At 64.2% G+C, this 12,605-nt stretch carries 13 protein-coding genes and 1 pseudogene; 2 read left to right on the plus strand and 12 right to left on the minus strand.

Going from position 1 to position 12,605, the window contains the following annotated elements; all coding sequences use genetic code 11:
• The 3 genes and pseudogenes from AB4Y44_RS41660 to AB4Y44_RS41670 all read right to left on the minus strand — a co-directional run.
• Nucleotides 1-187: pseudogene (locus AB4Y44_RS41660) on the minus strand (chloride channel protein); the annotation flags it as partial.
• Between the two features lie 128 nt (nt 188-315).
• A complete protein-coding gene (locus tag AB4Y44_RS41665; protein ID WP_368702748.1) occupies nt 316-1,062 on the minus strand; it encodes an SDR family NAD(P)-dependent oxidoreductase in 747 nt (248 codons plus the stop codon).
• Between the two features lie 216 nt (nt 1,063-1,278).
• Nucleotides 1,279-2,274 (minus strand): aldo/keto reductase, encoded by a 996-nt coding sequence (locus AB4Y44_RS41670; protein WP_368702743.1) that lies wholly within the window; start codon nt 2,272-2,274, stop codon nt 1,279-1,281.
• A 308-nt stretch (nt 2,275-2,582) separates the two neighbouring features.
• On the opposite strand from AB4Y44_RS41670, the gene AB4Y44_RS41675 reads away from it, so the two are divergent.
• Nucleotides 2,583-2,873, plus strand: a complete 291-nt coding sequence (locus AB4Y44_RS41675) for a microviridin/marinostatin family tricyclic proteinase inhibitor (protein WP_342925434.1) — start codon at nt 2,583-2,585, stop codon at nt 2,871-2,873.
• Between the two features lie 96 nt (nt 2,874-2,969).
• On the plus strand, nt 2,970-3,971 hold the full coding sequence (locus tag AB4Y44_RS41680; RefSeq protein WP_368702744.1) for an MvdC/MvdD family ATP grasp protein: 1,002 nt from the start codon (nt 2,970-2,972) through the stop codon (nt 3,969-3,971).
• 44 nt (nt 3,972-4,015) lie between these two features.
• On the opposite strand, the gene AB4Y44_RS41685 is transcribed toward AB4Y44_RS41680, so the two are convergent.
• The 9 genes from AB4Y44_RS41685 to AB4Y44_RS41725 form a co-directional block, all read right to left on the minus strand.
• Nucleotides 4,016-4,840 carry a hypothetical protein gene (locus tag AB4Y44_RS41685; RefSeq protein WP_342925432.1) on the minus strand — a complete coding sequence of 275 codons (825 nt, stop codon included), beginning with the start codon at nt 4,838-4,840 and terminating at the stop codon, nt 4,016-4,018.
• 136 nt (nt 4,841-4,976) lie between these two features.
• A complete protein-coding gene (locus AB4Y44_RS41690) occupies nt 4,977-5,270 on the minus strand; it encodes a gamma-butyrobetaine hydroxylase-like domain-containing protein (protein WP_342925431.1) in 294 nt (97 codons plus the stop codon).
• On the minus strand, nt 5,267-6,262 hold the full coding sequence (locus tag AB4Y44_RS41695; RefSeq protein ID WP_342925430.1) for a HEAT repeat domain-containing protein: 996 nt from the start codon (nt 6,260-6,262) through the stop codon (nt 5,267-5,269). The genes AB4Y44_RS41690 and AB4Y44_RS41695 overlap by 4 nt, the downstream gene beginning before the upstream one ends.
• Before the next feature lie 36 nt (nt 6,263-6,298).
• Entirely contained in the window at nt 6,299-7,069 is a 771-nt protein-coding gene (locus AB4Y44_RS41700) for an ABC transporter ATP-binding protein (protein ID WP_342925436.1), read from the minus strand.
• A 44-nt stretch (nt 7,070-7,113) separates the two neighbouring features.
• A complete protein-coding gene (locus AB4Y44_RS41705; RefSeq protein ID WP_368702745.1) occupies nt 7,114-7,974 on the minus strand; it encodes an ABC transporter permease in 861 nt (286 codons plus the stop codon).
• 49 nt (nt 7,975-8,023) lie between these two features.
• Nucleotides 8,024-9,451 (minus strand): ABC transporter substrate-binding protein, encoded by a 1,428-nt coding sequence (locus AB4Y44_RS41710; protein ID WP_368702746.1) that lies wholly within the window; start codon nt 9,449-9,451, stop codon nt 8,024-8,026.
• Between the two features lie 46 nt (nt 9,452-9,497).
• Complete coding sequence (locus AB4Y44_RS41715) at nt 9,498-9,743, minus strand: ferredoxin family protein (RefSeq protein WP_368702747.1); 246 nt, start codon at nt 9,741-9,743, stop codon at nt 9,498-9,500.
• Between the two features lie 11 nt (nt 9,744-9,754).
• Complete coding sequence (locus tag AB4Y44_RS41720) at nt 9,755-11,494, minus strand: fumarate reductase/succinate dehydrogenase flavoprotein subunit (protein ID WP_342925427.1); 1,740 nt, start codon at nt 11,492-11,494, stop codon at nt 9,755-9,757.
• Entirely contained in the window at nt 11,491-12,261 is a 771-nt protein-coding gene (locus tag AB4Y44_RS41725) for a GntR family transcriptional regulator (protein ID WP_342925426.1), read from the minus strand. Before AB4Y44_RS41725 ends, AB4Y44_RS41720 begins: the two co-directional genes overlap by 4 nt.
• Nucleotides 12,262-12,605 lie beyond the last annotated feature (344 nt).

The raw sequence follows: 12,605 nt of genomic DNA on the forward strand, positions 1-12,605 counted from the left end.
CGAGTGGCAGCCACCGGTTGTGGCCTGTCATCTGCACAAAGAGCGAGTAACCGAAGTCGACGAGCCGCGCATACACGACCGCGACGAGCCCCGTCGCGATGGCGCCGAGCCAGAACACGCCGAAATACAGCCAGCGTCGCCGGCTGCGCAGGATCGTGCGGCTGTCTACAAGGTCGGAGACTCGCATGAAGCGGCTGGGCCAAACCCCTCGTTCCGAAGCGTTGCCGGTCGTGCCGCCGCCAGGACGACATGACCGGTCTTCGGGAGAGTAGCACGCACGCGTTTTTTCGCGCCAGCCGGTTTCACCCACCCGCCTTAGCGCAGGCCCCCGCTGGCAACGATATGCTCGCCCGTCAACCACTTGGCGTCGTCCGACGCGAGGAACACGACGGCCGAAGCGATATCGTCCGGCTGGCCCACGCGTCCAAGCGGCGTCTGGCTGACCGTATGGCTTTCGAAATCCGATCCGATGACGCCGATCGCGTGTGCGCCTTCTGTCTCGATGATGCCAGGATTGATCGCGTTCACGCGGATCTTGCGCGGTCCCAGTTCGCGTGCCAGCACGCCCGTGATTGCATCCACGGCGCCCTTCGTGCCGCTATAGACAGCCGTCGTCGGCGGCGTGACCGTCGTCACGACCGAACTCACGTTGATGATGCTCGCACCCTCGCCAAGATGCTTCACGGCCGCCTGCGTGGTGAGCAGCACGCCGAGCACGTTGATGTCGAACTGCTTGCGGTATTGCGCCTCCGTGAACTCTTCGATCGGCGCGAACTCGTAGACGCCCGAGTTGTTGACGAGGATATCGAGGCGACCGTAAGTTTCGACGGCCGTGCCGATGATGCCTTGCGCGTCGGCCGCCTTCGACACGTCGCCGCCAACGGCAACCGCCTTGCCGCCGGCCGCGGCAATTGCGCTCACAACCGCATCGGCGCCCGCCTTGCTGCTCGCGTAGTTCACGACCACCGAAGCGCCTTCGGCCGCGAGGGCCTTGGCGATCGCGGCGCCAATGCCTTTCGACGCGCCCGTGACGATCGCCACCTTGCCTGCAAGTTTGCCCATCATGTTCTCCTTACCGTAAGTCGCAGCATCGAATGGAACCGGCGTCTCGACTCGTATGAAGCCATCGGCCGGCGATCACCACAAATCTAAAGGTCCGCGCCGCCGCGATAAAGCGGCCGGGCGCGAATTGACTGGCAGGATCAGCCGAACAATCGGGGCGCAGCAAAATGGAGTAAGCGGGGGCAGAAATTCCAGCGGCCGCATCCGCAAGGGCTTTTACCAGCGCTGGTGGACGTGCGGCGCGATATATTGTTCGTAAACGTCCCGCACGCGTTGCATCGCCGCGTCGGAGAGCGGCGCGAGGTTCGCCGCCGAGACGTTCGACGCCGCCTGGGCCGCGTTCTTGCTGCCCGGAATGATGACGGAGACGGCGTCCTCCATGAGTATCCAGCGCAGGGCGAGCTGTGCCATCGAGGCGTCCACGGGTACCAGGCCGCGCAGTTCATCGACCGCCTTCAAGGCGACGTCGTACGGCACGCCCGAGAACGTTTCGCCTACGTCGAATGCCTCGCCATGCCGATTGAACGCACGGTGGTCGTCTGCCGCGAAAACGGAATCGGCGGACAATTTGCCGGTGAGCATGCCGCTGGCGAGCGGCACTCGCGCAATGACCGCAACGTTTTTCCTGTGCGCCTCGCGGAAAAACAGGTCGGCAGGACGTTGACGGAACATGTTGTAGATGATCTGCACTGACACCACGTTGGGATATTCGATCGCCTTCAGCGCTTCTTCCACCTTTTCGACCGAAACGCCGTAAAAGCGGATTTTGCCGGCGGCGACAAAGCTGTCCATCGCGTCGAACACATCGGGGCGGTAATAGACCTCCGTCGGCGGGCAGTGCAGTTGCACGAGGTCGAGCGTGTCCACGCCCAGGTTCGCGAGACTCCGGTCGATGAAGCCTTCGAGTTCGCGCTTGTTCAGATAGCCGCTGGTTACGTGCGGGTCGAGCCGGCGTCCGAGCTTTGTCGCCACGATGGGACGTTCGCCGCCGCGTTCGCGCAGCACGTCCCGGATAATGCGCTCCGAGCGGCCGTCGCCGTAGACGTCGGCGGTGTCGATGAACGTGACGCCGTTATCGAGCGCGGCGTTCAGCGCGGCTCTGGCGTCGTCTTCGCCAACGCTGCCCCACGAGCCGCCGATTGCCCATGCACCAAAACCGATTTCGGACACATTCCAGCCGGTCCGCCCAAATTTTCTCTTCGAAAGCGTCATTTGCGTGCTCCTCCTGGGGTTTGCGCAGTTGTCTCGCAGGCGTTGCAATAGCCTGTGCGCCCGTAGTGTAGCTGGCTGTTTGCCCCGCTGCTGGCACTGCTGTTGGTCAATGGCCACCTTTGCGTATCCGCGCGTTGTCTTCGAACCAACGATTCTGGCCCGGATTCGACATCCATTCTCCGCCACGACAGGCCGTGGCGCGCCGCCGTGAAGCGCGGACGGCTGGCACGGCGGTTGCAGGACGTGGCGGCGGCCTGTGCCGCCGTAGTGGCTATCAATGGCCCCACACTTCGAGCGAGGTAAGCATCATGTCTGACGTCAAGATTGAAAATCAGGAACCCGTACCGTTTTTCTCGCATTTCCTCGAAGGTCAGTTTTCGAGGAACCTCACGGCTGCGGAGATGCAGGCCATACGTGGCGGTGCGGTCGTGACGATGATGGCGCCGTCCGACCAGGAAGGCATGCCGGTCGGCGAATTGCCCGACTTCCTGGGCATGCTCCGGCACATGGGGTGGCCAATGGGACAGATGCCCGGCGCCCCCACCTCGCCGGTCACGACCATGGCGTATCCCTCGGATAGCGAAAATGCGCATATTTAGTATTGCCGTACATCGTCAGGCGGCCATGCCTGGAGCGGCGTCGGGCGCGCGGCAGGGTGCCATCCCGCTGAGCGCCTTCAACAGAGGAGCGCAACCATGTCCGAACGGCACCCACGGCCGGTGGTACTGATCATCACCCACAGCAACGACAACGACAGTATCGCGCTGGTCATGAATGCTGTCGCGGCGCAAGGCGGCATGGCTTACCGCTTCGATACCAACCGCTTTCCTGCCGATATTCGGCTCTCCAGCCACTACAGCGGTGAGGAGGAACGGCAGATTATCGCGTGTGAGGACTACGAGCTGGACCTGAGCACGGTGTCCGCCGTGTGGTACCGGCGAATCGCCATCGGGCAGTGCATCCCCGAGGCGATGGACCGGCAGCTCAGGCGGGCTGCAGTCGATCAGTCGCGCGCCACGCTGCACGGCATGATTGCGAGCCTCGATGCGTTTCATCTCGATCCCGTGCACCGTCTGCGCCGCGCGGATAACAAGCAGCTTCAGCTCAAGATAGCGAGAGAGGTTGGGCTCACGATTCCACGCACCCTGATCACCAATGCGCCAGACGCGGTGCGCAGCTTTGCACGCGAATGCAGGCAGGGGATGATCATGAAGACGCTGTCATCGTTTGCCATCTACGAGCTGTGCGAGCAGAAGGTGGTCTTCACCAGCGCGGTGCACGACAAAGACCTCGAGCGCCTCGATGACCTTCGTTATTGCCCGGCCATCTTTCAGGAGCAGGTGCCCAAGGCGCTGGAACTCAGGACCACGATCGTGGGAAATCGCGTGTTCACCGCGTCGATCGATTCGCAGCGGTCCGAAAAAACGAGTGTCGACTGGCGCCGAGACGGCCTTGGACTGCTCGAAGAGTGGGAGCCGTACGCATTGCCGCCCGAGGTCGAGAACGGGTTGCTGAGACTCATGCATGCGCTGGACCTCAACTACGGCGCCGCAGATTTCATCCTCACCCCCGACGGCCGCCACTGCTTTCTGGAGGTCAACCCGGTCGGCGAATTCTTCTGGCTGGAAAAGCACCCGGGATTGCCGCTCTCGGGTGCGATTGCCGACCTGCTCGTTGCGAACGGGCGAGGGTCGTGACAAAAGGGCGGTGACGACGCTCGCGCCGCGTCACGGTCTCGACCTCAAACCGGTTTTTCGAGCGCTTTCTGGCCGTGCGGCGTCAGCGTTTGTTGCCCGTCCTTGTCGAAGCCGCTATAGGTCCAGTCCAGCTTTCCGGCAGTCGTGGCGACCGAGCGGGTCAGGCCGATGCCGTATTGGGTCAGATACGTTCGACGCGTCTTGTTCTGGACGATGCCGTCTTTCGTCTGCTCGCAGTCCAGGTCGATCGCCTTGCCGGTGAGCGCGGCATTGAACTGGGAGGCCGGATAGTAGCGGCTCGTATGGCAGGTCCACGTGAGTGCCCGGAAGTTGACGATCTGGACCGTCGTGCCGAACTTGAACGTCGTGGTATAGGTTTCGTCCTCTTGCGGCGCCTTGAACGCGAACTGGCTGTTGTCGGCGTCGTGCGCGACGAAGGGAATGAACGCCGCCGTCTGAGCGTAGTTCGCCGTTTCCTCTTTCAGGCTGTAAATGTTGAGGTAAGAGAGGCTGAACGTTGCGGCGGCGGGCACACCATTCGCCGAGCTTTCATACACCTGCTGGACCATGCCCGTGTCTTGCGCGTTGATCAGCACGGTTTTGAAGTCTCGCTCGATTCCCGCCGTGCCAACATGGCCCGTTACCTTGCCGAGCACCGTCAGGACCTTGAAGGGCAGCACGTGCGTGCCCGCTGCCGGCATCTTTTCGCGAACGCTCGCGGGCAACGAGTCCACGCCAAAGTGCGCCGCGAGATAGCCGGGCTTGTCGTTGGCCATATCCTTGACCGGCACGAACTGGACGCATCCTGACAACAGCGCAGCGGATGTGAGGGAAGTGCCGACGAGCAGGCGGGTTATTCTGGTTCGCATCTTTTTCTTCGATTCTCTGTCAACGGATGGGTCGCCGGTCAAACGAGCATGGCTTGGCATGCATATCGGCGCGCCGCGAGCGTTCTTTAATCGAAGATTGAAGCGCGCAGGGTGGCTGCAAGGTCCGGGGCGCGAGCTAACGGTCCTCGCCGCGCCCAAGTTGCTCGAGGTAGGGCCAGGGATAGATGCCGCGTGCATGGCCATCGCTGAACGCGAGCTGCACGCCGTAGCCCATCGGCTCGATGCCGATCAACGTCACGCCCGCTGCGGCCGCGGGCGCGGCGCCGCCGAGCCGCATGCGCCGGCAGGCTGCGCACGGGCAGGCCGCGCGCAGCCGGGCGTGGTCCACACGTTGTGTCTCGCCCGCCGGCCAGCGGAGCATGAGCGCTCGCGCGGCGGCGTCGTTGCGGACCTCGAGCGGCGTGTTCATGGCGCTGCACCCTCGATCTGGCCGATCGCGATGCGCACGGCCTTGCGCACCTCGGGATCGCGGTCCTGCAGCGCGCTTTGCAGCGCCGGCAATGACTCGCGCGCGCCCAGTTCGCCGAGCGTGAGCGCCGCTTCCTTGCGCAGATTGCTGATCGAATGCGCGAGCAGCGTGGCGACGGCGGCGGCCGCTTGCGCATCGCGTAACTGTCCGAGCGCGCGAGCCGCGCGCAGCCGGACCTGCCAGTAGGCGTCACCGAGCGCTTCGACAAGCGGTGCGAGCGCCGTCGCGGCACGCAGCTTGCCAAGCGTCGTCGCGGCTTCTTCGCGCACTTGCCAGGCGTCGTCGCGCAACGCCGTGAGCAGCGCGTCGAGCGTGGCCTGATCGTCCGGCGATGCGAAGCCGAGCGCGCCAACGGCGGCGCGGCGGACGTCGGGGTGCGCGTCGCCGGCGCCGAGCGCGGCGAGCGCCTCCAGCGCGCGTTCCTCCTTCAGCCAGCCGAGCACGGCGACGGCCTCGAGCCGCACGTCGGCCTCAGTGTCCGCAAGCGCATCCAGGGCGGGCTCGAAGGCATCCGCAAAGCGGAGTTCGCGCAGGCCGCGCAGCGCCGCGCGGCGCACGAACGGTTCGGGCCGCGCGGCCCACCGGCGCAGCACGTGGCCCGACGACTGGGCTTTCAATTCCGAAAGACTTTGCGCCGCAGCTTCGCGCACGTCGTCGTCGGTGTCGAGCAGCGCGGCGCAGAGCGCTTCGACGACGTCGTCGTCTTCCCACGCGGCCAGCACGGCGGCGGCTTCGCGCCGGACGTCTGGAGCGGGATCGTCGCGTAGCGTGGCCACGAAAGCGGGCAGCAGCATTTCGTCTTCGAGATCGGCGAGTTCGAAGAGCGCGATGCGGCGCACGGCGGGATCGACGTCGGCGAGGCGCGCGAGCAGGGCGCTCGCTTCGGCGCTCGGGTGCGGCGGGTTCGGCAAGATGGGAGCGGAAACGGTCATGGGGGAAGGGCAGTTGTCTGGTGGGCGCCTGCGGGGCTACGCCGCTTCGCGCAGCAACGCGAGGCAGCGGCGCTTGATGTCGATGAAGCCGGCTTCGGTCGTGCTCTCGTCGCTGCGCGGCCGCGCGAGCGGCACCGCGATATCGGCAATGAGGCGCGCGGGTCGTTGCGAGAGCATCAGGATGCGGTCGCCGAGAAACAGTGCTTCGTCGATGTCATGCGTGACGAACACGACGGTCGTGCGGATCTGCGTCCAGATGTCGAGCAACAGCGTTTGCATCATGCGGCGCGTTTGGGCGTCGAGTGCGCCGAAGGGCTCGTCCATTAGCAGAATGCGCGGGCGGTTGATCAGCACGCGTGCGATTTCCACACGCTGCTGCATGCCACCCGACAACTGCGCGGGGTAGTGCGACTCGAATCCCGCGAGGCCGACCAGCGCGAGCAGGTCGGCCGCTTCGCGGCGACGCTCGTTCGCGCCGACGCCCTTCATCTTCAGGCCGAAGGCCACGTTGTCGATCACACGCTTCCAGGGGAACAGCGTGTGCTGCTGGAACACGAGGCCGCGCTCGGGATGCGGGCGCTCGACTGCGAGACCGTCCACGGCGACTTCGCCCTGCGTGGCCGGGACGTGTCCCGCAATGGCGCCGAGCAGCGTGGACTTTCCGCAGCCGGACGGCCCGAGCACGCACACGAACTCGCCGGGTGCGATATCGATGTCGAGTGAGTCGAGCGCGGCGAAGCGCGCGTGCGGCGGCCCGACCTCCACGGTCAGCGAACGCACGTCGATGCGCCCGGGCGCGCGGGACACCGGCGCCCTTGTGCGGGCTTCCGGCTGGATGGCGGCAGGCGTGTTCACTGGCGTGCTCCCCGCAAGCGGTACCACGGCGTCAGCGCCGCGCCGATGCGTTTGACGAGGAGGCTGCTGCCCATGCCGAGCACGCCGATCAGCGCCATGCCGACGACGATATCCGCGTAGTTCTGCAGCGTATAGGATTCCCAGGTGAAATAGCCGATGCCGTACTGCCCGGCGATCATTTCCGCGGTCACGAGGCAGAACCAGGCGGTGCCCATGCCGATGGAAAGACCCGTGAAGATCGCAGGCGCGGCGCCCGGCAACACCACTTCCGTGTAGAGCGACAGCGAGCCGGTGCCGAGCCCGCGCGCGGTGGCGACGAGGCGGGGGTCGACGGCTTCCACGCCATGGATCGTGTTCAGGAGGATCGGGAACAGCGCACCGATGAACGTGATGAACATCATGCTCAGTTCCGAAGAGGGAAACATCAGGATCGCGAGTGGAATCCACGCGACCGCCGGGATTGGCCTCAGCACCTCGAGCGGCGGCAGCAGCACATCTTCGAGCGCGCGATAGCGGCCGATCGCGAGTCCGAGTCCGACGCCGACCAGGGCCGCCGCGCAGAAGCCGGCCAGCACGCGTGTCGGGCTCGCGGCGAGGTGCATCGGCAACTTGGGCGAATGGAGCAGCACCCATAGCGCGGGAATGGCGTCGGCGGGCGAAGGGACGTTCGCGAATGTGATGATGCCAAGCGAGAGCCGGTAATGAACGGCCAGCTGCCAGGTGGCCACGAACAGCACGATCGAGCCGGCGCGCCATGCGCGGCGGCGCATCGGTGCGCGGCGCGCCGCGGCTGCAGTCAGTGCCGGTTCCTGGACGGCCGGGCGTTGCCGGGCTGCGAGGTCAAGCGTGGCAGACATGCGGACTCCTCATGAATAGCAAGTGAGCGGGCGGACAGGGCACGACGCGCTAGCGCGAAGCGATGGCCTGCTGGGCGCCCGTTTTTGCGGCGGCATAGTCGACGACGATGCCTGCCGTGTGCTGTGCATAGACATCGGCGCCCGCTTTCTGCAGGAAGGCGGTGACGCCGCCATGCGCGTCGCGTACGTACCAGGCGTCGGAAGCGAAAAGCTTCTGGCCGCTGTCGTGGTCCTGCACGTACACGGCGCGCACCTTGCTGCCGGACTGTTCGAATTTCGCGAGCGCAGCGAATCCTTCTGCCGCGTTCGCATAGTTGCGCGCGTGCGCCTCGTTGGCGACCCACACCTGCGTGACTGCGAGGAAATCGCGAATGGGCTTGCCGGTCTGCGCGTCGTTTGCGGCGAGCGGTTGCCGCGCGTAGTTCTTGAGCGCGGCGTCATAGTCGAGCCCCGACTCCTTGAACGCCTCGCGGATGTAGCGGTCGTCGATGAACGTGTTCGCATCGAGATTGACATCCGTCTTCTTGAGCAGCTTCAGCGTGTCGATGGCGGTCCCCACCGCCTGGCGGTACTCCGGCTTCCAGGTGAGATCGCGCGTTTGCAGGCCGAGCGGGCCATGATAGAGGTAGTCGACGGGCGCCTCGATGCCCGTCACCTTCTCGATCAGCAGGCTATATTTTTCGGGATCTTCTGCGATCAGGCGATTCGCCTCGATCGCCGCGCGCAGATACGCGACCACCACTTCGGGGTACTTCTGTGCGTAGGCGGCATCGACGAGCGCGCCGTGAAAGGTGGGCGCATGGCTTTGCGCGCCGTCGTAGATCTTGCGAGCGATGCCGCGATACGGGAACAGGTCGGCGAACGGCACGAAGTCGGCGTGGGCGTCGATCTTGCCCGCCTTGAGGGCACTGCCGGCCACTTCCGGCGCTTGCGTGATGATGTTCACGTCGGTATCGGGGTTCCAGCCTTGCGCCTTGATCGCACGCAGCAGCATGCCATGCGACGTCGAGGCGAACGGCACCGAGATCGTTTTGCCCTTGAGGTCGGCGATCGAATGCAGCGTCGAGTTGACGGGCACGACGATGCCGTTGCCACTGCCCTCGGTGCTGCCTTCGAGCACGGTGATGAAGAGGCTCTTTCGGCCCGCCTTCTGGAACGCCGCGCCATTGAGCGAGCCCGGGAAATCGGCCATGGCGCCGAAGTCGAGCTTGCCGGCCACCATTTCGTTCGTGAGCGGCGCGCCGGAAGTGAAGTCTTTCCACTGCACGTCGTAGGTGACGTTCGCGTATTTGCCGGTGTGCGGCAGATACTTGTCGAGCAAATGCAGTTCGCGGATCAGGAGGCCGCCCGTCGCGCAGTTGATGGTGGTGTCCTGGGTGCCGATCGCTACGCGAATCGTCTCAGCGTGTACGGTGATCGCCGCGCTCAACAGCAGCTGGGCGGCGAGAAAGCGAAGAATCCGTTGGCGTGTTTTCATGGTTTGTTTGGCAGGCGATTCGGGAACCGTCGTGGGGTGGCAGCGGTTAGCGCAACAGGTACGGAATGTCTACCTTGACGGCGCCGGTCGGGCAGTCGCGTTCGCAGGGCATGCAATACCAGCATTCGTCGAATTGCATATAGGCCTTACCCTTGCTCACGTCGATCGCGAGCAGGTCGAGCGGGCACACGTCCACGCAGACCGTGCAGCCCTTGTCTGCGATGCAGCGGTTTTCGTCGATCGTGACGGGCGCACTGCTGCGCTGGAAGATTTCGTGCGGCGTATAGGACATATTCGAATTCCTCAGTGTTCGGTGGCGAGTTCCGCGGATTCGCGAATGCGCAGCTGATCGTAGGCGCCTCGATCCGCTTGCGCGAGCGGGACGATGTACGGCTCGACCGCGCGCTTTTCGCTCGTCATCCTGCCGGATGCGTCCTTACGCAGATGCGTGTGGCAGAACCATTCGGCGTCGTTGCGCTGCGGGTAATCGACCCGGTGGTGATACAGACCCCAGCGGCTTTCGGTGCGAAACAGCGAGGCGCGCGCCGCCATTTCCGCGCAGTCGCGAATGGCGCGCACCTCGGCGGCGCGCATCAACTCGTGCGCATTGTTGGCCTTGATCGACTCGATGTCTTCGGCGATCTCGTCGAAGCGTTGCAGGCCGATCTCCATCTTGCGCGTGACCTTGGGCGGCTGAAGATAGTCGTTCACCATGCGGCGCAGCTTGTATTCGACCTGGGCCGGCGCGAGTCCGTTTTCGCGCTCGAGCGGCGCGTAGATGCGCGCGCGTTCGGCGGCGATCTGGTTTTCGTCGAGGCGCGCGTGCTCGCGGCCTTCCACGTATTCGGCCGCGTTGGCGCCCGCGAACCAGCCGTAGGTGAACGCGCCCAGCATGTAGTTGTGCGGCACGGCCGCCATGTCGCCTGCTGCATAGAGGCCGGGCACGGTCGTCTCCGCGCGCGAATTCACGTAGACACCCGACGCGCTATGCCCGCTGCAAAAGCCGATCTCGGAGATATGCATCTCGACCATCTGCTGACGGTAGTCCGTACCGCGTCCCGCGTGGAACCGTCCGCGGCTCGGACGTTCGTTGGTGTGCAGGATCTGCTCGATGGTCTGGATCGTTTCCTCGGCAAGATGATCGAGCTTCAGGAACACGGGACCATTGCCGCTCTGCAGTTCCTGGTAGAACTCCCACATCATCTGGCCGCTCCAGTAATCGCATTCGATGAAGCGTTCGCCCTTGCCGTTCGCGGTGAAGCCGCCCAGCGGACCGGTGACATACGCACATGCCGGTCCGTTGTAGTCCTTAATAAGTGGGTTGATTTGAAAGCATTCCAGGTTCGCGAGGGCGGCGCCCGCGTGGTACGCCATGGCGTAGCCGTCGCCCGCATTGGTCGGATTCTCGTAAGTGCCCATCAGGTAGCCGGAGGAGGGCAGGCCGAGGCGCCCGGCCGCGCCGCAGCACAGGATCACGGCTTTGGCGCGCACCACGTGGAACTGCGCGGTGCGGCAGTCGAAGCCGAGCACGCCGCTGACGCGGCCCTGAGAGTCGGTCATGAGCCGCGTGGCGACGATGCGGTTCGTGATCTCGATGCGCGCGCGTTTGAGCTGCCGGTAGAGGATCTTTTTCACGTCGTGTCCTTCGGGCATGGGCAGCACGTAGGCGCCCATGTGATGGACCTTCTTCACGGCGTAGTCGCCGTTGCCGTCCTTCTCGAACTTCACGCCCCAGCGGTCGAGCTGTTCGATGGTCGTGAAACTGTGGCGCGCATACGCATAGACGGCCTCCTGGTCGACGATGCCGTCGTTGGCGACAGTGATCTCGCGGGTGTACTGCTCGGGCGTGGCGTGGCCGGGAATGATGGCGTTGTTCAGGCCGTCCATGCCCATCGAGATCGCGCCGCTGCGCTTGACGTTGGCTTTTTCGAGCAGCAGCACCTTGAGCGCCGGGTTGCGTTCCTTGGCCTTGATTGCCGCCATTGGGCCGGCCGTGCCGCCGCCGACGACCACGATGTCGTATTCGAGCACTTCGGTATTCATTGCGCTTTCCTTCCCCTTGCACGGGTTTTCTGGCGGTCGACGCGCAGTCGGTACTGGAAGGCGTCGCCGCGGAAATAGAGGTATTCGTAGTCGATGGGATTGCCGGATGCGTCGTGCGTCAGGCGTTCGATCCGAAGCACCGGGCTGCCGTCTTCCACGCGCAGGGCGCGGGCGATGTCGTCGTCGGCGAGAATCGCGTCGATCGACACATCGGCATGACCGAGCGGCACGCCGCAGTCGTTCTCGAGAATCAGGAAGATGTCGCGCGTAGCGAGGTCGGCGTTGGCGAGCCGCTTGCCGAGCGCTTCGGGCACCCACGTGAGTTCTAGCGACACCGGTTCGCGGTTGAGCATGCGCACACGGTGGATTTCCGCGACCGGCGCGCCTTCCGGGAGATTGAGCCGTTGCGCGACGTGTCGATCGGCTTTGACGATCCTGAAGCTGCGCAGCTGGTTGACGATCTCGTAGCCCATCGACGACATCGCTTCTGCGAAGCCTTGCAGCGAGGTCACGTTCTGGAATGCCTTGGGCCTGGAGACGAACGTGCCCTTGCCGTGCAGCCGGAAGACCAGGCCTTCCTTTTGCAGATCGCCTAGCGCCTGGCGCACGGTGATGCGGCTGACGCCGAACAGGGCGCATAGCTCGTGTTCGGAGGGCATCTGGCTGTGCGGCGCATAAGTGCCGTTCAGGATGCGTTCGCGCAGTGTGTCCTTGATCTGGACGTAGAGCGGCTGGGGGGAAAGCGCCACCAGATTCGTTCGGGGCATGGTTGGCTTGTCATAACAAGATGGATGTGGAGTTTAGTCAGGGTTCCATTCGCGACAAACTAACGAATTCTGATTTGTATTTCTTTGGTGTTTGGGTTTGCTTCGTTGTGGTTTTTGATGCTATCGCGGAGGGGGGCTTGGCGCTTTTGGCCTTTTCTTGTTTTCGCGTCGGTATGCAGGTGCCGCCCCGCACAGCAATGCTCTCAACTTAAGCCCCGAAAGTGCTTGTATACGAGGCATAGGACCTGTAAACTTCACACCATAACTTCCTGATAAATCAACGATATGAACTCAAATACCGGCGTCTTCCCGACTTCTGGCTGAGTTCTCCGATTTCCTGTTCG

The organism is Paraburkholderia sp. BR10937 (genome assembly GCF_040965695.1).
GTDB lineage: Bacteria > Pseudomonadota > Gammaproteobacteria > Burkholderiales > Burkholderiaceae > Paraburkholderia.

Bases quoted from the DNA above. Each gene is read 5' to 3' on its own strand.
- AB4Y44_RS41665 (WP_368702748.1), bottom strand. From the start codon at position 1,062: ATGGGCAAACTTGCAGGCAAGGTGGCGATCGTCACGGGCGCGTCGAAA.
- AB4Y44_RS41675 (WP_342925434.1), top strand. From the start codon at position 2,583: ATGTCTGACGTCAAGATTGAAAATCAGGAACCCGTACCGTTTTTCTCG.
- AB4Y44_RS41690 (WP_342925431.1), bottom strand. From the start codon at position 5,270: ATGAACACGCCGCTCGAGGTCCGCAACGACGCCGCCGCGCGAGCGCTC.
- AB4Y44_RS41725 (WP_342925426.1), bottom strand. From the start codon at position 12,261: ATGCCCCGAACGAATCTGGTGGCGCTTTCCCCCCAGCCGCTCTACGTC.
- AB4Y44_RS41685 (WP_342925432.1), bottom strand. From the start codon at position 4,840: ATGCGAACCAGAATAACCCGCCTGCTCGTCGGCACTTCCCTCACATCC.
- AB4Y44_RS41710 (WP_368702746.1), bottom strand. From the start codon at position 9,451: ATGAAAACACGCCAACGGATTCTTCGCTTTCTCGCCGCCCAGCTGCTG.
- AB4Y44_RS41695 (WP_342925430.1), bottom strand. From the start codon at position 6,262: ATGACCGTTTCCGCTCCCATCTTGCCGAACCCGCCGCACCCGAGCGCC.
- AB4Y44_RS41715 (WP_368702747.1), bottom strand. From the start codon at position 9,743: ATGTCCTATACGCCGCACGAAATCTTCCAGCGCAGCAGTGCGCCCGTC.
- AB4Y44_RS41705 (WP_368702745.1), bottom strand. From the start codon at position 7,974: ATGTCTGCCACGCTTGACCTCGCAGCCCGGCAACGCCCGGCCGTCCAG.
- AB4Y44_RS41720 (WP_342925427.1), bottom strand. From the start codon at position 11,494: ATGAATACCGAAGTGCTCGAATACGACATCGTGGTCGTCGGCGGCGGC.
- AB4Y44_RS41680 (WP_368702744.1), top strand. From the start codon at position 2,970: ATGTCCGAACGGCACCCACGGCCGGTGGTACTGATCATCACCCACAGC.
- AB4Y44_RS41670 (WP_368702743.1), bottom strand. From the start codon at position 2,274: ATGACGCTTTCGAAGAGAAAATTTGGGCGGACCGGCTGGAATGTGTCC.